The sequence below is a fragment of the Streptomyces sp. NPDC097640 genome (genome assembly GCF_040302705.1).
In the GTDB taxonomy this organism is placed as follows: Bacteria; Actinomycetota; Actinomycetes; order Streptomycetales; family Streptomycetaceae; genus Streptomyces.
Genome location: NZ_JBEOSB010000011.1, coordinates 149,448 through 168,259 on the forward strand (window position 1 = coordinate 149,448; position 18,812 = coordinate 168,259).

The 18,812-nt window shown below is 70.8% G+C and carries 18 protein-coding genes and 1 tRNA gene; 6 read left to right on the plus strand and 13 right to left on the minus strand.

What is annotated here, in order from left to right; all coding sequences use genetic code 11:
• Positions 1-4 precede the first annotated feature (4 nt).
• Positions 5-748 (plus strand): class E sortase, encoded by a 744-nt coding sequence (locus ABTY62_RS19470; protein WP_352130643.1) that lies wholly within the window; start codon positions 5-7, stop codon positions 746-748.
• Between the two features lie 136 nt (positions 749-884).
• On the opposite strand, the gene pknB is transcribed toward ABTY62_RS19470, so the two are convergent.
• The 6 genes from pknB to ABTY62_RS19500 form a co-directional block, all read right to left on the minus strand.
• Entirely contained in the window at positions 885-2,906 is a 2,022-nt protein-coding gene (gene pknB, locus ABTY62_RS19475) for a Stk1 family PASTA domain-containing Ser/Thr kinase (RefSeq protein WP_352130644.1), read from the minus strand.
• Positions 2,907-3,074: 168 nt separating this feature from the next.
• Positions 3,075-4,544 (minus strand): peptidoglycan D,D-transpeptidase FtsI family protein, encoded by a 1,470-nt coding sequence (locus ABTY62_RS19480; RefSeq protein WP_352130645.1) that lies wholly within the window; start codon positions 4,542-4,544, stop codon positions 3,075-3,077.
• Positions 4,541-5,965 carry an FtsW/RodA/SpoVE family cell cycle protein gene (locus tag ABTY62_RS19485; protein WP_352130646.1) on the minus strand — a complete coding sequence of 475 codons (1,425 nt, stop codon included), beginning with the start codon at positions 5,963-5,965 and terminating at the stop codon, positions 4,541-4,543. Before ABTY62_RS19485 ends, ABTY62_RS19480 begins: the two co-directional genes overlap by 4 nt.
• A gap of 22 nt (positions 5,966-5,987) precedes the next feature.
• The gene (locus tag ABTY62_RS19490) at positions 5,988-7,610 is read right to left on the minus strand and encodes a PP2C family protein-serine/threonine phosphatase (RefSeq protein ID WP_352130647.1); all 1,623 of its coding nucleotides are present in this window, start codon (positions 7,608-7,610) and stop codon (positions 5,988-5,990) included.
• Positions 7,611-7,685: 75 nt separating this feature from the next.
• Positions 7,686-8,210 (minus strand): FHA domain-containing protein FhaB/FipA, encoded by a 525-nt coding sequence (locus ABTY62_RS19495; RefSeq protein WP_352130648.1) that lies wholly within the window; start codon positions 8,208-8,210, stop codon positions 7,686-7,688.
• 10 nt (positions 8,211-8,220) lie between these two features.
• Complete coding sequence (locus ABTY62_RS19500) at positions 8,221-9,054, minus strand: FHA domain-containing protein (RefSeq protein ID WP_352130649.1); 834 nt, start codon at positions 9,052-9,054, stop codon at positions 8,221-8,223.
• Between the two features lie 325 nt (positions 9,055-9,379).
• Here ABTY62_RS19500 and ABTY62_RS19505 point away from each other — a divergent pair.
• A tRNA-Leu gene (locus tag ABTY62_RS19505) sits at positions 9,380-9,466 on the plus strand.
• A 175-nt stretch (positions 9,467-9,641) separates the two neighbouring features.
• Here ABTY62_RS19505 and ABTY62_RS19510 read toward each other — a convergent pair.
• Positions 9,642-10,295 carry an FMN-dependent NADH-azoreductase gene (locus tag ABTY62_RS19510; RefSeq protein ID WP_352130650.1) on the minus strand — a complete coding sequence of 218 codons (654 nt, stop codon included), beginning with the start codon at positions 10,293-10,295 and terminating at the stop codon, positions 9,642-9,644.
• 146 nt (positions 10,296-10,441) lie between these two features.
• Between ABTY62_RS19510 and ABTY62_RS19515 the strand changes: the two genes are divergently transcribed.
• From ABTY62_RS19515 to ABTY62_RS19530, 4 genes are all read left to right on the plus strand, one after another.
• A complete protein-coding gene (locus ABTY62_RS19515; RefSeq protein WP_311725963.1) occupies positions 10,442-10,828 on the plus strand; it encodes a winged helix-turn-helix transcriptional regulator in 387 nt (128 codons plus the stop codon).
• 208 nt (positions 10,829-11,036) lie between these two features.
• The gene (locus ABTY62_RS19520) at positions 11,037-12,476 is read left to right on the plus strand and encodes a DUF2252 domain-containing protein (RefSeq protein WP_352130651.1); all 1,440 of its coding nucleotides are present in this window, start codon (positions 11,037-11,039) and stop codon (positions 12,474-12,476) included.
• Between the two features lie 41 nt (positions 12,477-12,517).
• Positions 12,518-13,477 (plus strand): hypothetical protein, encoded by a 960-nt coding sequence (locus ABTY62_RS19525; protein WP_502997484.1) that lies wholly within the window; start codon positions 12,518-12,520, stop codon positions 13,475-13,477.
• Positions 13,478-13,519: 42 nt separating this feature from the next.
• Positions 13,520-13,876, plus strand: coding sequence for a rhodanese-like domain-containing protein (locus tag ABTY62_RS19530; RefSeq protein WP_352130652.1), 357 nt, complete (start codon positions 13,520-13,522; stop codon positions 13,874-13,876).
• 7 nt (positions 13,877-13,883) lie between these two features.
• Here the strand turns inward: ABTY62_RS19530 and ABTY62_RS19535 are convergent, their stop codons facing one another.
• The 6 genes from ABTY62_RS19535 to paaA all read right to left on the minus strand — a co-directional run bounded on the left by ABTY62_RS19535 (position 13,884) and on the right by paaA (position 18,715).
• A complete protein-coding gene (locus ABTY62_RS19535) occupies positions 13,884-15,050 on the minus strand; it encodes an acyl-CoA dehydrogenase family protein (RefSeq protein WP_352130653.1) in 1,167 nt (388 codons plus the stop codon).
• A gap of 117 nt (positions 15,051-15,167) precedes the next feature.
• On the minus strand, positions 15,168-16,277 hold the full coding sequence (locus ABTY62_RS19540) for a 2Fe-2S iron-sulfur cluster-binding protein (protein WP_352130654.1): 1,110 nt from the start codon (positions 16,275-16,277) through the stop codon (positions 15,168-15,170).
• Entirely contained in the window at positions 16,277-16,780 is a 504-nt protein-coding gene (gene paaD / locus ABTY62_RS19545; protein ID WP_352130655.1) for a 1,2-phenylacetyl-CoA epoxidase subunit PaaD, read from the minus strand. Before paaD ends, ABTY62_RS19540 begins: the two co-directional genes overlap by 1 nt.
• Positions 16,774-17,475 carry a 1,2-phenylacetyl-CoA epoxidase subunit PaaC gene (gene paaC / locus ABTY62_RS19550; RefSeq protein ID WP_352130656.1) on the minus strand — a complete coding sequence of 234 codons (702 nt, stop codon included), beginning with the start codon at positions 17,473-17,475 and terminating at the stop codon, positions 16,774-16,776. Before paaC ends, paaD begins: the two co-directional genes overlap by 7 nt.
• Complete coding sequence (gene paaB, locus ABTY62_RS19555; protein WP_311725956.1) at positions 17,472-17,768, minus strand: 1,2-phenylacetyl-CoA epoxidase subunit PaaB; 297 nt, start codon at positions 17,766-17,768, stop codon at positions 17,472-17,474. The genes paaC and paaB overlap by 4 nt, the downstream gene beginning before the upstream one ends.
• Positions 17,765-18,715 (minus strand): 1,2-phenylacetyl-CoA epoxidase subunit PaaA, encoded by a 951-nt coding sequence (gene paaA, locus ABTY62_RS19560; RefSeq protein WP_352130657.1) that lies wholly within the window; start codon positions 18,713-18,715, stop codon positions 17,765-17,767. The genes paaB and paaA overlap by 4 nt, the downstream gene beginning before the upstream one ends.
• Between the last annotated feature and the right edge of the window lie 97 nt (positions 18,716-18,812).

Here is an 18,812-nt window from a genome sequence, read left to right on the forward strand (position 1 = left end):
CGCGGTGGCACGGACCGACCAAGACGAGCAGCGGGACGAGCACCCCGCCGAGGCCGCGAGGCAGCGCCGCCCCCGCGGGCGGATAGCCGCGGCCGTCGGCATCCTGGGCGAGCTGCTGATCACCGCGGGGGTGCTCCTCGCCCTCTTCGTCGTCTACTCGCTGTGGTGGACGAATGTGCTGGCCGACCGTGAGGCGAAGAAGCAGGGCGACCGGGTGCGCAGGCAGTGGGCGCAGCAGCAGGAGCAGGGGCCCGGCAAGCTCGACACCAAGGACGGCATCGGCTTTCTGCATGTGCCGGCGATGCACAACGGCGAGGTGCTGGTGAAGAAGGGCACCGCGACGGAGACGCTCAACGACGGCGTGGCGGGCTACTACACCAAGCCGGTGAAGTCGGGGATGCCGTGGGACAAGAAGGGGAACTTCACCCTGGCGGCGCACCGGGACGGGCACGGCGCCAAGTTCCACAACATCGACAAGCTGCACAAGGGCGATCCGATCGTCTTCGAGACCCGGGACACCTGGTACATCTACAAGGTCTACGCGGAGCTGCCCGAGACCTCGAAGTACAACGTGCGGGTGCTCAGCCCGGTCCCGAAGGAGTCGGGGAGGACGAAGACGGGCCGCTACATCACGCTCTCCACGTGCACGCCGGTCTACACCTCGCTCCACCGCTACATCGTCTGGGGCGAACTGGAGCGTACGGAGAAGGTCGACGCGGACCGCACGCCCCCCAAGGAGCTGCGCTGACCGCGCGCGCCTGGTCCGGCTGACGCCGGTCCGGCAGACGGAGCAGCGAGAAGCCCCGGCGCCCGATTCCCGGGCGCCGGGGCTTCTCGCTGTCGTGACTGCTACGTCGTGACTGCTGCCGCGCTGCGCGGACGCGCTATGTGGAGGGTCCGCCGGACGGGCCGCCGAACGGGATGCCGCCGTTGCCGTTCCCGCCGTTGTCACCGCCCCCGTTGTCGCCCTGCCCCTGGATAGCGGTCAGGTTGACGATCTGCCCCTTGGCCACCTGAGAGCCTTCCTGCGGGTCGGAGAAGACCACCGTGGCGTTGTCGTCCTGCGATCCGGTGACGTTGCCGACGGTGAGACCGGCGCCCTCGATGGCCTTCTTGGCGTCCTTGAGCTTCAGGCCGCGCACCTGGGGCACCGCGACGTTGTCCTGCTGGGCGGGCGCCTTGGCGACGGTCAGGGTGACGATCGAGTTGGGCAGGACCTCCGAGTTGCCCTCGGGGTTCTGGCTGATGACCGTCCCCGCCTCGACGCTTGCGTTCTCGACCTCCGTGGTCTGCACCTGGAGGCCCTTGCCCTCGAGCGTCGACTTGGCGTCCTCGAGCTTCTGGGTGGTCACATCGGGGACGACGATCTTCGACTGCTCCCGGGCGACGGTCAGGGTGATCTCGGTGCCCCGCGGGACCTTCCTGCCACCCTCGGGGTCCTGGGCCGTGACCTTGCCGGGGGTCTGGTCGGACTCCTCGGTCTTCTTGGTGACCTCGAAGCCCTTGGCCTTGAGCTGCCTCTCGGCGCTCTCGAACTGCACGTTGATGACGTCCGGGACCTCGACCTTCTCGGCCGGCTTGGGGCCCTTGGACATGGTCAGCTCGATCGTGCCGTCGCGCTTGATGGCCTTGTCGCCCGGCTGCACGCTCTGCTTGCAGACCCTGTCTTTCTTCTCTTCGCAGAAGATGGGGCTGCCGACCACCTCGACCTTGAAGTTGCCGTTGTTGGCGGCGTCCTTGGCTTCGTTGAGTGTCATACCGGCCAGGCGCGGCACATCGACGTTGTCGCCGCCCCCGTTGCCGCTGAAGATCGCTTTCCCGATGAAGATCGCTCCGACCAGCACCAGGATTCCGGCCAGGACCAGCAGGATCGTCGAGAGGTTGCTCTTCTTCTCGGGCCCGCGCCTGCGGTCGGGGCGCTCGTCGTAGCCGAAGCCCCCGTCGTCGTCGCGCACCGGCGGCAGCATCGAGGTCGGCGCGCCGGCGTCCTGCGACCGCAGCATGGTGGTGGGCTGGTCCTCGCCGCCGTAGCCGACCGCGCCCAGCGCGGCGGTGGCGGCGACCGGCTGGCCCTCCAGGGCCGCCTCGATGTCGGCGCGCATCTCGTCGGCCGACTGGTAGCGGTAGTCCGGATCCTTGACCAGGGCCCGCAGGACGATCGCGTCCATCTCCGGGGTGATCTCCGGATCAAACGTGCTCGGCGGCTGCGGTTCCTCCCGTACGTGCTGGTATGCGACGGCCACCGGGGAGTCGCCGATGAACGGCGGACGCACGGTCAGCAGCTCGTACAGCAGACAGCCGGTGGAGTAGAGGTCGCTGCGCGCGTCGACGGTCTCGCCCTTGGCCTGCTCGGGGGAGAGGTACTGGGCGGTGCCGATGACGGCGGCGGTCTGGGTCATGGTCATGCCGGCGTCGCCCATGGCCCGGGCGATGCCGAAGTCCATCACCTTGACCTGGCCGCTTCTGGTGAGCATCACGTTCGCCGGCTTGATGTCACGGTGGACGATGCCGTTGCGGTGCGAGTACTCCAGGGCCTGGAGAATCCCGGTGGTCATCTCCATGGACCGCTCGGGGAGCAGCTTTCTGCCGGAGTGCAGCAGCTCCCGCAGGGTGGACCCGTCGACGTACTCCATCACGATGTACGGGATCGAGACGCCGTCGACGTAGTCCTCGCCGGTGTCGTAGACCGCGACGATCGCGGGATGGTTGAGCGAGGCGGCCGACTGGGCCTCTCGGCGGAACCGGGCCTGGAAGGACGGGTCACGGGCCAGATCCACCCGGAGCGTCTTCACGGCGACAGTGCGGCCGAGGCGGGTGTCGTGGGCGAGGTAGACCTCGGCCATGCCACCGCGGCCGAGCACAGAGCCCAGCTCATACCGGCCGCCGAGGCGACGCGGCTCTTCCATAGCTACTCCAGCCCTCTTCCGTCATTCCCGGCCGCACCCGTGGGGGCCCGGCGGTGTGCTGCTCGGGCATACCGTACCCGGGACGCCGCGCCGGACCCGGCCTCGGTCGCTACTTGATACGTGACCGGTACGACGACGTGCGGGATCGGCATCAAGACGTGACCGGGGTCACTTCTGGCTGTCGAGTACCGCCTTCATCACGTCCTTGGCGATCGGCGCGGCGAGCTTGCCGCCGGCGATGTCGTCGCGGACGGTGTCGGAGCCCTCGATGACGACCGCGACCGCGACGGGCGAGGAGCCGTCCTTGCCCTTGGCGTAGGAGATGAACCACGCGTAGGGGTTCTTGCTGTTGGCGACGCCGTGCTGGGCGGTACCCGTCTTGCCACCGACCGTGACGCCCGGGATCTGGGCGGCGGTTCCGGTGCCGGACTTCACGACCGTCTCCATCATGTCCTGGAGCTTGCGGGCGGTGTCTTCGGAGACCGGGTTGCTCATCGTCTCGGGCTCGGTCTGCTCGATGGTGTTGAGGTTCGCGGCGCGGAGCTTGTCGACCATGTACGGCTTCTTCAGGTCGCCGTCGTTGGCGATCGCCGCGGCGATCATGGCCATCTGGAGCGGGGTGGCGCGGGTGTCGAACTGGCCGATGGAGGACAGGGCGTTGGAGGGCCGGTCCATGTCCTCGGGGTAGATGCTCGCGTCGGCGCGGACGGGGGTGAAGATCTCCTCGTTGAAGCCGAACTTCTTGGCCTGCTCGAGCATCTTCTCCTTGCCGAGGTCGTTACCGAGCTTGCCGAAGACGGTGTTGCAGGAGATGCGGAGGGCTTCCCTGAGGCTGACGTTCTTGCACTGGATATTGCCCTCGTTCTTCAGGTTCTGGGTGGAGAGCGGCAGTTTCCACGGCACCGGCGAGTCGGTGGGGTCGTCGATGTTCTCGTACTTGCCGTTCTCCAGCGCCGCGGCCGCGGTGAGGACCTTGAAGGTCGAGCCGGGCGGGTAGGTCTGACGCAGCGCCCGGTTGAGCATCGGCTCGTCCGGGTTGTTCTTCTTGTCGAGCGCCTTCCAGGCGGCCTCGTCCTTCTTACCGGCCCCGGCGATGGTGGACGGGTCGTAGCTGGGGGTGCTGGCCAGCGCGAGGATCTTGCCGGTGCGCGGGTCGAGCGCGGCGACGGCGCCCTTCTTGTTGCCCAGACCCTTGAACGCCGCTTCCTGTGCCTTGGCGTTCAGGGTGGTGATGACGTCGCCGCCCTTTTGCTCCTTGCCGGTGAGCATGTCGATGGTGCGGTTGAAGAAGAGCCGGTCGTCGTTGCCGGTGAGGATGCCGTCCTCGAGGTTCTCGATCTGGTTGGTGCCGTAGACCTGCGAGGCGTAGCCGGTGACCGGCGCCCACATCTCGCCGTTCTTGTAGGTCCGCTTGTACTTGTAGTCGATGCCGTTGGTCTCGGCGGACCCGGTGATCGACCGGCCGTCGACGATGATGTTGCCGCGCGGCTGGCTGTAGCGGGCGATGTCGACGCGGTGGTTCTTCTTGTGGTTCTTGAGCTCGTCGGCCTGGACGTACTGGATCCAGTTGTCCCGCAGCAGCAGGGCGAAGACGAGGAGGCCGCAGAAGATCGCGATTCGGCGCAGGGGCTTGTTCACGGTCGGACCACCTGGGTCATCTCGGCGTCGGTGGACGGGGCGGGGGCCGGCGCCGGGCGCCGGGCGGTGTCGCTGATCCTGATGAGGATCGCGATGAGCGCCCAGTTGGCGAGGACGGACGATCCGCCGTAGGCGACGAACGGCATGGTCATACCGGTCAGCGGGATCAGGCCCATCACACCGCCGGCGACGACGAAGACCTGGATGGCGAAGGCCGCGGACAGGCCGATGGCCAGCAGCTTGCCGAACGGGTCGCGGGCGGCGAGGGCGGTGCGTACGCCGCGCTCCACGATCAGGCCGTACAGCAGCAGGATCGCCATGGTGCCGGCCAGGCCCAGCTCCTCGCCGACGGTGGCGAGGATGAAGTCGGAGTTGGCGGCGAAGCCGATGAGGTCGGAGGCGCCCTGGCCGAGGCCGGTGCCGAAGACGCCGCCCGAGCCGAAGGACATCAGGGCCTGAGCGATCTGGTCGGTGGTGGCCCAGCTGGGCCGGGGGTTGTCGTAGACGGCGAAGGGGTGCAGCCACGCCATCACACGGACCTTGACGTGCGGCTCGAAGGACGCCACGCCGACCGCGCCGACGGCCGACATCAGCATCCCGAAGACGATCCAGCTGGTGCGCTCGGTGGCCACGTACAGCATGACCACGAACATGCCGAAGAACAGCAGCGAGGTGCCCAGGTCGGTCTCGAAGACGAGGATGAGGATGCTCATCGCCCATACGACGAGGATCGGGCCCAGGTCACGGCCGCGCGGCAGGTACAGGCCCATGAAGCGGCGGCTGGCCAGGGCCAGCGCGTCCCGCTTGACCATCAGGTAGCCGGAGAAGAACACGGCGATGATGATCTTCGCGAACTCGGCGGGCTGGATGGAGAAGCTGCCGACCCTGACCCAGATCCGGGCGCCGAAGACGGGCGGGAAGAAGACCGGGAGGATCAGCAGGATCAGCGCGACGATCATGGAGATGTAGGTGTAGCGCTGGAGGATCCGGTGATCCTTGAGGAAGATCACCACGCCCACGAACAGCGCCACGGCCATCGCCGAGTAGATCAGCTGATTGGGGGCCGCGGCCGAGAAGACCTGTCCGATGTTCTCGGCGCGCTGGGCGAGCCGCCGGGACTGGTCGAGACGCCAGATGACCACCAGGCCGAGGCCGTTGAGCAGGGTCGCGATCGGCAGCAGCAGCGGGTCGGCGTACGGGGCGAACTTACGCACCACCAGGTGGCCGACTCCGGCGAGCAGGCCGAGGCCCAGGCCGTAGCTGAGCATGCCCGAGGGCAGCTCGTCGCTGAGGGCCAGGCCCGCGTTGGCGTAGGCGAAGACCGGGACGATCACCGCGAAGACCAGCAGCGCCAGTTCGGTGTTGCGCCTGCTCGGCGGGCCGACCGTGCTGATGGTGGTCGTATTGCTGGTACTGCTCATGGATCTACAGCCCCCTACGGCTTCACTGTTGGGTGCTGCTGCACTGCGGGACCAACTTCTGCTCTTCCTCGGAGAGGGTGGGGCCGGGCTTGGGCGTGGCGGTGGACGAGGGTGTGGACGAAGGCGTGTTCGAGGGCGTGCTCGACGCCTTGCCGCTCCCGCTCCCGCCGGTACCCGGCCCCTGGCCGGGCGCCGGCGGCGTGGTGGCCTCGCCCGCGCGCGTCGTGATCTCGTTGTTGGTCTGGGCCTTGTTGCCGGAGGACCCGCCGGACTTGTTCTTGTCCTTGGTCAGGTCCTGCTGCTTCTCCTCGGCCTGGCGCTGCTCGTCGGTCTTCTTGCAGGCGCTGGCGAGGGTGGCCAGGTCCTTGGTCTTGACCTTGGCCTGGCCGAGGCTGCTGACCGCGATGGTGTCCTCGACGCGGCTGCGCTGGTCCACCGGGAGGTACTTGAGTTCGATCTCACGGTGGTCCTCATGGACCTTGTTGAGCTTGATCCAGGCGAGGTCCTGGCTGATGCCCTGGTAGATCGCCACGTGGTCGCCGTTGACGCCCACGTAGTACTGCTTCTGCGTCCAGCGGTAGCCGCCGTAGAGGCCGCCGCCGACCACCGCGAGACCCAGGGCGACGTACAGCGAGCGCTTGACCCACTTCCGCGCGCCGCCCTTCTTGGCGAAGTCGGCGTCCGCGTACGCCCCGTAGCTGCCCTCGGGCGGTCCGCCGAGCGACGGGTCGCCGCTCCCCGGCGGGCCGAAGCCGCCCTGGGGATCCCCCGGGTGCGGAACGCCCCGGTTGCGCCCGAGTTCGGCGGCGCGGCCCGCGGGGGTGTGCGCGGCGCCGCCGTCCCCGAGGGGGGTCTGGTTCTCGGCGACCGCGCCCACGATGACGGGGGTGTCGTTCAGCTGCCCGGCGAGGGTGTCGCTGCCGTCGACGTCGAGGACGTCGGCGACGATGCAGGTGATGTTGTCGGGGCCGCCGCCGCGCAGCGCGAGCTGGATGAGCTCCTGGATCGTCTCGTGCGGGCCGTGGTAGCTGGCGAGAGTGTCCTCGAGGGTCTGGTGGCTGACCACGCCGGACAGGCCGTCGGAGCAGATGAGATAGCGGTCACCGGCCCGGACCTCGCGGATGGACAGGTCGGGCTCGACGTGGTCGCCGCTGCCCAGGGCGCGCATCAGCAGGGAGCGCTGCGGGTGGGTGCCCGCCTCCTCCTCGGTGATGCGGCCCTCGTCGACGAGGCGCTGCACCCAGGTGTGGTCCTGGGTGATCTGGGTGAGCACGCCGTCGCGCAGCAGATACGCGCGCGAGTCGCCGACGTGGACGAGGCCGAGCCGCTGGCCGGTCCACAGCAGGGCGGTGAGCGTGGTGCCCATGCCCTCCAGCTGGGGGTCCTCCTCGACCATGATGCGCAGCTGCTCATTGGCGCGCTGAACGGCGGTGCCCAGGGAGGTCAGGATGTCCGAGCCGGGGACGTCGTCGTCGAGCTGGACGAGGGTGGAGATCACTTCCGAACTGGCGACCTCGCCGGCGGCCTGGCCGCCCATGCCGTCGGCGATGGCGAGCAGCCGGGGGCCGGCGTAGCCGGAGTCCTCGTTGCCCTCCCGGATCATGCCTTTGTGTGATCCGGCGGCGAAACGCAGTGACAGACTCATGCGCACCTCGCCCGTCGGCTCCGGGTACAGCCCCTTGCCAACCACGCTGCCCACCCTCCGGTCGTCATGGTCGTACTACTTCCGCAGCTCGATGACGGTCTTGCCGATACGGATCGGCGCGCCCAGCGGAATCGGTGTCGGTGTGGTGAGTCGGGTCCGGTCGAGATATGTGCCGTTGGTGGACCCGAGGTCCTCGACGATCCACTGGCCGTCGCGGTCCGGGTAGATCCTGGCATGCCGGCTGGAGGCGTAGTCGTCGTCCAGCACGATGGTCGAGTCATGGGCCCGGCCGAGGCTGATGGTCTGGCCCTGGAGGGCGACCGTGGTGCCCGCGAGGGTGCCCTCGGAGACGACCAGCTTGGTGGGGGCGCCGCGGCGGCCGCGGCCGCCACCCCGGGCTGCGGGCTGCTGGCGCTGGGGCGGAGGCGTCGCCGCCTGCCGCTGCTGCGGCCGGTCGGGGGCGCCGCGCCGCGCCGAACCGCGCTGGGTCACGCGGGTCCCGAACAGGTCGCTACGGATGACCTGGACGGCCACGATGACGAACAGCCACAGTACGGCGAGGAAACCCAACCGCATGACCGTGAGGGTCAGCTCTGACATTGCCCCCGCTTCACCCTTCGGCTTGCCGGTAAACGATGGTGGTACTGCCCACGACGATGCGCGAGCCGTCGCGGAGCGTAGCGCGTGTGGTGTGCTGCCCGTCCACCACGATGCCGTTGGTCGACCCCAGATCCTGGATGGTCGGGGGTGTTCCGACCCGGATCTCGCAGTGCCGGCGCGAGACGCCGGGGTCGTCGATCCGTACGTCGGCGTCGGTGCTGCGGCCCAGGACCAGGGTGGGCCGGGAGATCTGGTGGCGGGTGCCGTTGATCTCGATCCACCGGCGGGTCTGCCCCCCGTACGACTGCGTGCCGACACCGGGACCGCCCGGGCGGGGCGCGGTGCGGCCGCCGGGCGGCGGAGCGGAGGGCATGGGGGGCGCGCTCGCGGGCTGCGGGGGGTGGCCGTAGCCGCCGGGGCGCTGCTGGGGCGCGGCGGGGCCGCGGCCCTGCGACGGGCTCTGGGACTCGCTGGACGCCAGGGTGCGGCTGCGTACGCGGTACAGGCCGGTGTCGAGGTCGTCGGCCTTCTGGAGACTGACCTTGATGGTGCCCATGAACGTGTAGCGCTGCTGCTTGGCGTAGTCGCGCACCATGCCCGCGAGTTCATCGCCGAGCTGGCCCGAGTACGGGCTGAGCCGCTCGTAGTCGGGCGCGCTCAGTTCGACGATGAAGTCGTTGGGGACGACCGTCCGGTCGCGGTTCCAGATGCTGGCGTTGTTGTCGCACTCACGCTGGAGCGCGCCCGCGATCTCGACCGGCTGGACCTCGGACTTGAACACCTTGGCGAAGGTGCCGTTCACGAGACCCTCGAGACGCTGCTCGAAGCGCTTCAGTACTCCCACGGGGCACCTCCTTCCTCAATCGTGCTCAGTGTCGTCCTCATACTGCTTACTGATCGTATCCACGCGTCGGGAAATCGGGTGGTTCCCCTTCCTGGCCCTGTGGAGCAGTGTCACCTCTCACAGGGATCGTAGAGGTGCCTTCATGACAGTGTCCCGCAACCGGGTCGCTATCCGGTCGGGCGGGTGCTGGGGCGTCGGGAACGCGTGTGAGTCCACCCTGCGTGCCGTGCTAATGTTCTGGATGTCGGAAGGCGCACCGCACAGACCGAACGGGCCGGAGCAAACGGCTGGGGAGGGTGGCGGCGAGCCAAACGGCAGCACCCATGCGCGGGTGGCGGAATAGGCAGACGCGCTGGATTCAGGTTCCAGTGCCCGAAAGGGCGTGGGGGTTCAACTCCCCCCTCGCGCACCAGTCGAAGCGGGCCTCTCCTGTGTGACGAAAGTCGCGCCGGAGGGGCCTGTTTTGCGTTGGGGATGTGCCTCAGGTCACGGCCCGTGTGATACGTGGCGGCGCCGGGGCGCGGGGGAGAGCCCGGAGACCCGCCGGGCGGTCGGCGCGGCGGGTCGGGCAGGTGTCCGGATCTGGATCAGGCGGCGAACCGGGTGGCGAGGGTCTTGGCCTTGGTGGCCGCCTCCTCGTGAGCCCTGGCCTTGGAAGCGTCGGAGAGTTCGACCAGGTCCGCCATGGCCGGATTGGTGCGGGCCAGGGTCAGCTCCGGGACGACGAACTCGACGTCGAGGGAGAGCATCTCGGTCAGTGTCTTGTCCAGATAGTTGAGGACGAACTCGAAGCTCTCACGCGGGGTGCCGGGGCCGTAGCCGCCGCCTCGGCTGGCGACGACGACCGTCGGGGTGCCCGCGGTGGTGGACGGCTGGGCCATCGCGGTGCGGCCCGCGATGATCACGTGATCCAGCCACGCCTTGAGCGAGGAGGGAATCGTGAAGTTGTACATGGGGGCGCCGATCACGACCGCGTCGGCCTGCTCAAGCTCGGAGGCCAGGGTGTCCCGCAGGGCGTAGGCGGCCTTGAGCTCCGGCGTGCGCTGCTCGGCGGGGGTGAAGGCCGCGGCGGCGGCGAGGCCGTCCAGGTGTGGCAGGGGGGTGGCGGCCAGGTCGCGGTAGATGACCGTGCCGCCCGGGTGCTGGGCTTCCCACTCCTTGCGGAAGGTGGCCGTGACGGCGCGCGAGGTGGAGGCGTCGGCCGGGAAGAGGGAGCTGTCGATGTGCAGAAGCGTGGGCATGAGGGCCTTCCGACGAGGGCTCGGTATCGGTTCCGGGGCGCGGCGTGCCGACCCGGAACCCAGCTAAGAATTCCTACGTAGCTATGAATAACACAGGAGCTTACTTTTCCGCAGTATGGTCCTGGGGTGGCAGTACGCTGTCCTCCATGGCGGGCGGTGGCGGGAGCGAGGAGCACGACCAGAAGGCGTGCAAGAAGGTCGATGTGGGGATGACCCGCGTCTTCGAGCTGTTCGGAAAGCGGTGGACCGGGCTCATCGTCGCCGTCCTGACCGAGCGGGCCGCGTACTTCGCCGAGCTGCGGCGGGCCATCCCGAAGATCAGCGAGCGGATGCTGACCGACCGGCTCACGGAGCTGGTGGCGGCGGGGCTGGTGCTGCGGGAGGTCGACCCGGGGCCGCCGCTGAGGGTGACCTACCGCCTGACGGAGAGCGGCAGGGCGCTGGAGCCCGCCTTGAACGAGCTGGCTCAGTGGGCGAGGCAGTGGTACATGCCCGGGGACGAAGCGTGCCGGGAGGGCGCCGCCCGGGACTGAGCCGGGTCCCGGCCCGGGGCGGAGCTCGGTGAGGGTCGGCTGTGCGCCCCCTCTGAGCAGGGCATTCGCGCCGGTCGGCGGAGTTATCCACAGGCTGTGACGGGTTTTCGCGGCGCGCTGTACGGTCTTGGCAGTCGAAGCCTTCGGTCGGCTTCGGCGGCTGTGACATGGCCGGTGCTCGGGCCGGCGGGGAAACGGGGGGCGTGTGATGACGGACGTCGAGAGCGGTCGGCAGGCGGTGCGGCGGCTGCCGCAGGTTCCGGGGTTCGCGAGGTGGCCGGGGAGCGGCACGGCCCGGCAGGAGGGGAAGGGGCTGCGCGAGCGGGTGCCCCGCTCGGCCCACCGCGAGCTGCCGTCGGACGCGGGGCGGCCGGACGCGGTGGAGGAGGTCGAGCGGTCCAACGCCGGGCGGCTGCCGGAGCTGACACCGATCAGGGTCGGGCGGATGGCCGCCTCTCCCTTTTCTTTTCTGCGCGGGGCGGCCGGGCTGATGGGCCATGACCTGGCGGCCACGCCGGTGACCGGCGTCGGCGCCCAGCTCTGCGGCGACGCCCACGCCGCCAACTTCGGTCTGTACGGGGACGCCCGCGGCGGCCTGGTCATCGATCTCAACGACTTCGACGAGACCATCCACGGCCCGTGGGAGTGGGATGTGAAGCGGCTCGCCACCTCGCTGGTGCTGGCCGGGCGGGAGGTGGGCGCGGACGAGGACACATGCCGGGCGGCGGCCCATGACGCGGTGGGCGCCTATCGGCGCACGCTGCGGCTGCTGTCGAAGCTGCCCGCCGCCGACGCGTGGAACGCGATCGCGGACGAGGAGCTGGTCTCGCACGCGGATGCCAAGGATCTGGCCGGCACGCTGGAGCGGGTCTCGGAGAAGGCGCGGCGGAACACCAGCGCGCGGTTCGCGGCCAGGTCGACGGAGGCCGTGCCGGACGAGCGGAATCCGTCCGGGCGGCCGGTGGCGCGGCGCTTCGTGGACGCGCCGCCGGTGCTGCGGCGGGTCCCGGACGCCGAGGCGGCGGCCGTGGCGTCGGCGCTGGGCGCATATCTGGGCACGCTGCCGGAGGACCGGCTGCCGCTGCTGGCCCGTTACTCGGTGCATGACGTGGCGTTCCGGGTGGTGGGCACCGGATCCGTGGGGACCAGGTCGTATGTGGTGCTGCTGCTCGACCACCGGGGCGAGCCGATGGTGCTTCAGGTCAAGGAGGCGCGGCCGTCCGCGCTGCTGCCGTATGTGAGGCAGGCCGGCTTCCAGGTGCCCGCCGTCGCGCACGAGGGGCGGCGGGTGGTGCTCGGCCAGAAGCGGATGCAGGTCGTCAGCGACATCCTGCTGGGTTGGGCCACGGTCCAGGAGCGCCCCTATCAGGTGCGGCAGTTCCGCAACCGCAAGGGGAGCGTGGACCCGGTGGCGCTGCCGGCCGACCAGATGGACGACTACGGGCGGATGACGGGCGCGCTGCTGGCGCGGGCGCATGCGCACAGCGTGGATCCGCGGCTGCTGTCGGGGTACTGCGGAAAGGGAGAGGAGCTGGACGAAGCGGTGGCCGCGTTCGCGGTGGCGTATGCGGACCGCACGGAGGAGGACCACGCGCGGCTTCTCGCCGCCGTGCGGGGCGGGCGGATAGCGGCCGAGTTGGGGGTGTGACACCGCCGCGGCCGGGTCGCCGCCGGACGTAGGCTGAGCGGGTGACGAACCCGGAAGCGCAGCGACAGGCCCGGCAGCCGGTGCCGGAAGCAGAGCCCCAGGCCGAATCGCAGGAGCCGGCACGGAGGGGGCCCGAAGCCCGATCACAGACGTCGTCGGAGGCGGATGCCGCGTCGGGGGTGGACGCGGAGGCGCCGGCGGGCGCGGATGCGGACGCGACCGCGGAGGCGGAGGCCACCGCGCGGCTCGAGCGGGCCGTGCTGGCGGCTGAGCAGGCGCTGATCGAGTTCGAGATCGCGGTGGAGACGTTCCGCATCGAGGTGGACAATTTCTCCCGGCTGCACCACCAGCGGCTCGGGCCGATGTACTCACGGCTCGACGAGCTGGACGCGCTGATCGCCGAGGCGGTGGCGGCGCGCACCAACGACCCCGAGGACATCCGCAAGGCGCGGGAGGCGCGGGGGCTGGTGCTGCCGATGCCGAAGGTGGAGGAGCTGTTCCACGGCTGGATCGACTCCGACGGGCTGTCGCCCGAGGGGGCCGCCATGCTCACCGAGCAGCCGGTGCAGCCGCCGCCGCGGGTGCGGCCGAGCGAGGAGGCGCGCCGCATCTACCGGGAGCTCGCCCGCAAGGCGCACCCGGACCTGGCGGAGGAGGAGACCGAGCGGAAGCGGCGCGGTGAGTTCATCGTGCGGGTCAACGCGGCGTATGCGGCCGGGGACGAGGGGAGGCTGCGGGCGCTGGCCGAGGAGTGGGCGGCCGGGCCGCCGCCGCCCGAGCGCCGGTGGAGCCGCAGCGAGGAGCTGTACGTCCGGCTGGAGTGGCTGGCCGCGCGCAAGGAGATGCTGGCCGAGGTCGCCGCCGAGCTGGAGTCCAGCGCGATCGGCGCGATGATCAAGATGGCGCCGGAGGACCCCGACGGGCTGCTCGACGACATCGCCGAGCAGCTGCTGGTCAAGGTGTCCGAGAAGGAGAATCAGCTGGCCGGGCTGGTGCGGTAGTAGGTTTCCCTCAGCTGTTGTGTCGTGTGAGAGGTGTGTGTGATGGGTTTTGCCCCGCTTCCCGAGGTGGAGGCCGCGGCGGTGCCGGCCGATGGGTTTCTGCTGGATGTCCGGGAGGACGACGAGTGGGGCGCGGGCCACGCCGAAGGCGCCCTGCACATCCCCATGGGACAGATCGTGGCCCGGTTCGGCGAGCTCACCGAGGCGCTGAGCGACGGCGGACGGGTGCATGTGGTGTGCCGGGTCGGCGGGCGGTCCGCGCAGGTGACGCAGTATCTGATCGCCCAGGGCCTGGACGCGGTGAACGTGGACGGCGGCATGCTCGCCTGGCAGCGGGCGGGCCGCCCGCTGGTGAGCGGGCGGGACGACGCCACGGCCGACGGAGCTTTTGTGCTCTAGAAGCCCGTTAGCCCAGGGGGTGGGCGGCGAGGAGGTCGCCGAGGGCCTCCTCGTGTGCGGCGGCGGGGCCCAGGGACAGCTCCAGCTGCTTGGCCCAGGCGTGGTAGCGGTGCAGCGGATAGTCGGTCGCCGCGCCGAAGCCGCCGTGCAGATGCTGTGCGGTCTGGACGACGCGGCGCACCCCTTCGGCGGCCCAGATCTTGGCGACGGCGACATCCCCCGCGATGGGCAGCGCCCCGGGCGCGGCGGGCGCGCCGTCGGGGTCCATGGTCTCCATGGCCAGCCGCCAGGCGGCCTGCCAGAGCGTGGCCTCCATCGCGCGCAGGTCGATATAGCGGTCGGCCGCCTGGACGGCGACCGCCTGGAAGGTGGCGAGCGGGAAGCCGAACTGCTCGCGCTTGCCGGTGTAGGAGCTGGTCACGGCGAGCACCGCTTCGCCGAGGCCCAGTGCGAGCGCGCAGGTGCCGGTGGTGAGGAGATGGCGCAGCCACTCCCAGGCGCCGTCCGCCGTCAGCACCTCGGAGCCGTCCAGCCGCACGGCGTCCAGGCGGATCTCGGCGAGCCGCTCGCCGCTGGTGGAGATCTGCGGCGCGAGGGTGACGCCGGTGAGGTCGCGGGGGACGAGCGCGAGGAGCGTCCGGCCCGCTCCGGTGTGGGCGGGCACGAGGACGCGGTCGGCGCTGTGGGCCCAGGGCACGGCGGTCTGAGCGCCGTCGAGGACCCAGGCGCCGTCGTCGCCGTCCTGGCGGGCCTGCACGGCGAGTTCGGCCGCGTCATGGCCGGTGCGGCCGTGGGGCGCGACGGTCAGCACGAGCTCGCCCCGGCCGGCGCCGGGCAGCACGGCGGAGCGCAGCTCCTCCCCGCCGTATCGCTGGACGGCGAGGGCGGCCGCGGTGGACTCCAGCAGCGGCACCCGGGCCAGGACCCGGCCGGCCTCGCGCAGCACCAGGCACAGGGCGATGGGGTCGAGACCGGCGCCGCCGTACCGCGGGTCGAGGAGGAGGCTCAGCAGATCGGCGTCGGCGGCCTTGCCCCACAGCCTGCGGTCGAGGTCGTCGGCGACGGCGCCGGGCGTGAGCGCGGGGCTGGGCACCCCGTCCGGCGGGGCGGAGGAGAAGACCGCCTTCGCCGCCTCGGCGGCCGCCTGCTGCTCCTCGGTGAAGGTGAAGTCCACTGTCCGTCCTCCCGCGCCATGGCTTGGTCTGACGGCCCGTCAAGATAGAACAGGTTCTACAAGAAGGGAACGCCCGCGCGGCGGGTCGGCGGTTCAGTGGTTCGGCGGTTCGGTGTGTCAGCGGTCGAAGTCCAGCTCCACGCGCTCGCCGACCGGATGTGACTGACAGGCCAGCACATAACCGGCCGCCACCTCGTCCGGCTCCAGGGCGAAGTTCCGGTCCATCCGCACCTCGCCGGAGACCAGGAACGCCCGGCAGGTGCCGCAGACCCCGCCCTTGCAGGCGTACGGCGCGTCCGGGCGGTTGCGCTCCACGGCCTCCAGCAGCGATTCGCCCTCCCGCACCGGCCAGGTGCCCGAGCGGCCGTCCAGCGTCGCCGTCACCACGCCGCGGGACGGGGCGGTGGCCGGGCCCGGCCCCGCGGGGGCGGCCTCGCCGTCCCCGGCGTCCACATGGAAGATCTCCTGATGGATGCGGCCGCGGGCGACCCCGAGTGCGCGCAGTGCCTGCTCGGCGCCGCGCACCATGCCGTAGGGCCCGCACAGGAACCAGCCGTCCACCGAGCCCACCGGCAGCAGCGCCGGCAGCAGCCCGGTCAGCCGCTCCTCGTCGAGGCGCCCGGAGACCGGACCGGCCTGGCGCTCCTCCCGGGAGAGGACGCTCACCAGCTGGAACCGGCCGGGCCAGCGGTCCTTCAGATCGGCGACCTCCTCCAGGAACATCGTGGAGGAGGTGGTGCGGTCACCGCGGACCAGGCTGAAGCGGGCCTCGGGCTCGCCGGCCAGCAGCGTCGCCGCGATGGACAGAACGGGGGTGATGCCGCTGCCGCCGACCACGGCGGCGAAGTGGCCGGGCCTGGGGTCCAGGACGAACCGGCCGGCCGGGGCCATCACCTCCATGACCTCGCCGACCGCGAGCTCCTTCAGGGCGTAGGTCGAGAACTCGCCGCCCTCGACCAGCCGCACCCCGACCCGCAGGGCGGCGGGGCCCTCGGACTCCAGGGCGGGTGTGCAGATCGAGTACGTCCGCCGTATCTGGCCGCCGTCGGCGAACCGCCGCACCGCGATGTGCTGCCCCGGGGAGAAGCGGAAGGTCTGGCGCAGCGCGGGCGGGATCCGCAGGGTGACGGCCACCGAGTCGTCGGTGAGCCGGTCGACCGCGATCACCCGCAGGGGATGGAAGGCGCCGTGGCGGGGCACGGGCGCCGCCACGCCTTCGGCGGTCATCACAACTCCTTGAAGTGGTCGAAGGGTTCGCGGCAGGTCTCGCAGCGGCGCAGCGCCTTGCAGGCGGTGGAGGAGAAGCGGCTGAGCAGCTTGGTGTCGGTCGATCCGCAGTGCGGGCAGCGCACCGCCAGGTCGACGGCGACCGGCCCGCCCGCGGCGCGGGGGCCGGGCGGCGCGATGCCGGACTCGGCCAGCTTGCGGCGGCCCTCCGCGCTGATCGCGTCCGTCGTCCAGGGCGGGGAGAGGACGGTGTGGACCGCCACCTCGGGTATGCCCTGGTCGTGCAGCACCCGCTCGATGTCGGCGGCCATCGACTCCAGGGCGGGGCAGCCGGTGTAGGTGGGGGTCAGCTCGACCTCGACGCGGCCCGGCGCCATGACGCGCAGCGCGCGCAGCACTCCGAGCTCGGCCAGGGTCACCATGGGCAGCTCCGGGTCCGGCACGGCGCCCGCCAGCTCGCGCAGCCGGGTCTCGAGCGGGGTCGCGGGCGCGGGCGTCACCATGACGCCCCCGGGTGGCTGCGGTGCAGATGCTGCATCTCGGCCAGCATCCGGCCGAACGGCTCGGTGTGGATGCCCTGCCGGCCGGCGCCGGCCGCCCAGGCGCCGCGCCGCGGCCCCTCGGGCACGGCCAGGGTGGCCCGCTCCAGCACGGCCGTCACCCGCGCCAGCCACTCGTCGTGCAGTGCGGTCCAGTCCACCTCGCACCCCTCGACCGGCTCGAACAGCTCGCCGGTGAACTGCCACAGCGCTTCCAGGCCGCGCCGCATCCGCTCATGGCTCTCGGCGGTGCCGTCGCCCAGCCGCAGGGTCCAGTGCTCGGCGTGGTCGCGGTGGTAGGCGACCTCCTTGACCGCCTTGGCGGCCAGCGGGGCGAAGGGGCCGTCGCCGCGCGCCAGCCGCTCGTACAGCAGCTCCTGATAGGTGGAGAAGTACAGCTGGCGGGCGATGGTGTGCGCGAAGTCTCCGTTGGGCTGCTCGACCAGCTGCGCATTGCGGAAGGCGCGCTCCTCCCGCAGATAGGCCAGCTCGTCCTCGTCGCCCACCAGGGAGAGCAGCACCCGCGCCTGCCCGAGCAGGTCCAGGGCGATGTTGGCGAGGGCGACCTCCTCCTCCAGCACCGGGGCGTGTCCCGCCCACTCCCCCAGCCGGTGGGAGAGCACCAGAGCGTCGTCGCCGAGGGCGAGTGCGGCGGTCACAGGTGGCGCACCCCCTCCGGGATCTCGTAGAAGGTCGGATGGCGGTAGGGCTTGTCGGCGGCCGGTTCGAAGAAGGGGTCCTTCTCGTCCGGAGAGGAGGCGGTGATCCGGTCGGAGGGCACGACCCAGATGGAGACGCCCTCGGAGCGGCGCGTGTAGAGATCGCGCGCGTTGCGCAGGGCCATCTCGGCATCCGGCGCGTGCAGGCTGCCGGCGTGGGTGTGGGAGAGGCCGCGCCTGCCGCGCACGAATACCTCCCACAGGGGCCACTCACCGCTGGTGTCGCCGCTCATGCGCCGGCCTTTCCCTGCTTGGCCGCGTAGGCCGCGGCCGCCTCGCGCACCCAGGCGCCTTCCTCATGGGCCCGGCGCCGCTGGGATATGCGCTGGGCGTTGCACGGCCCGTTTCCCCTGAGCACCTCGCGGAACTCCTCCCAGTCGATCGGCCCGAAGTCGTAGTGGCCCCGCTCCTCGTTCCACTTCAGATCGGGGTCGGGGAGGGTGAGGCCGAGCGCCTCGGCCTGGGGGACGCAGATGTCGACGAAGCGCTGGCGCAGCTCGTCGTTCGAATGGCGCTTGATCTTCCAGGCCATGGACTGGGCGGAGTGGGCCGATGCCTCGTCAGGCGGGCCGAACATCATCAGCGAGGGCCACCACCAGCGGTCCACCGCGTCCTGCGCCATCGCGTGCTGCGCCTCGGTGCCCCGGCTCAGGGTCAGCAGCAGCTCGTATCCCTGGCGCTGGTGGAAGGACTCCTCCTTGCAGATGCGGACCATCGCCCGGGCGTACGGCCCATAGGAGCAGCGGCACAGCGGCACCTGGTTGGTGATCGCCGCGCCGTCCACGAGCCAGCCGATGGCGCCCACGTCGGCCCAGGTCAGTGTGGGGTAGTTGAAGATCGAGGAGTATTTCTGGCGGCCGGAGTGGAGCTTGTCGAGCAGCTCCTCGCGGCTGGTGCCCAGGGTCTCGGCGGCGCTGTAGAGATACAGGCCGTGTCCCGCCTCGTCCTGGACCTTGGCCATGAGGATGGCCTTGCGGCGCAGGGAGGGGGCCCGGGTGATCCAGTTGGCCTCCGGCTGCATGCCGATGATCTCGGAGTGGGCGTGCTGGGCCATCTGTCTGACCAGCGAGGAGCGGTATGCGTCGGGCATCCAGTCGCGGGGCTCGATCCGCTCCTCCGCGGCCAGGGCGGCGTCGAACACCGTCTGATACGCCTCCGTGTCAGCCGTCATCGTCGTCATGCGAAGCCCCTTCGCCGTCCCGCCGGGGCCGCCGCCCGGCCCGACCGACCGATCGTTCGGTTCAATGGTGAGCCGGGGGAACGTAGGGTGTCAAGCC

What these genes read in the sequence shown, in the direction of transcription:
- ABTY62_RS19530 (WP_352130652.1), top strand. Translation starts at nt 13,520, where the DNA reads ATGGGTTTTGCCCCGCTTCCCGAGGTGGAGGCCGCGGCGGTGCCGGCC.
- paaD (WP_352130655.1), bottom strand. Translation starts at nt 16,780, where the DNA reads ATGGTGACGCCCGCGCCCGCGACCCCGCTCGAGACCCGGCTGCGCGAG.
- pknB (WP_352130644.1), bottom strand. Translation starts at nt 2,906, where the DNA reads ATGGAAGAGCCGCGTCGCCTCGGCGGCCGGTATGAGCTGGGCTCTGTG.
- ABTY62_RS19520 (WP_352130651.1), top strand. Translation starts at nt 11,037, where the DNA reads ATGACGGACGTCGAGAGCGGTCGGCAGGCGGTGCGGCGGCTGCCGCAG.
- ABTY62_RS19490 (WP_352130647.1), bottom strand. Translation starts at nt 7,610, where the DNA reads ATGAGTCTGTCACTGCGTTTCGCCGCCGGATCACACAAAGGCATGATC.
- ABTY62_RS19510 (WP_352130650.1), bottom strand. Translation starts at nt 10,295, where the DNA reads ATGCCCACGCTTCTGCACATCGACAGCTCCCTCTTCCCGGCCGACGCC.
- ABTY62_RS19495 (WP_352130648.1), bottom strand. Translation starts at nt 8,210, where the DNA reads ATGTCAGAGCTGACCCTCACGGTCATGCGGTTGGGTTTCCTCGCCGTA.
- paaA (WP_352130657.1), bottom strand. Translation starts at nt 18,715, where the DNA reads ATGACGACGATGACGGCTGACACGGAGGCGTATCAGACGGTGTTCGAC.
- paaB (WP_311725956.1), bottom strand. Translation starts at nt 17,768, where the DNA reads ATGAGCGGCGACACCAGCGGTGAGTGGCCCCTGTGGGAGGTATTCGTG.
- ABTY62_RS19485 (WP_352130646.1), bottom strand. Translation starts at nt 5,965, where the DNA reads ATGAGCAGTACCAGCAATACGACCACCATCAGCACGGTCGGCCCGCCG.
- ABTY62_RS19515 (WP_311725963.1), top strand. Translation starts at nt 10,442, where the DNA reads ATGGCGGGCGGTGGCGGGAGCGAGGAGCACGACCAGAAGGCGTGCAAG.
- ABTY62_RS19540 (WP_352130654.1), bottom strand. Translation starts at nt 16,277, where the DNA reads ATGACCGCCGAAGGCGTGGCGGCGCCCGTGCCCCGCCACGGCGCCTTC.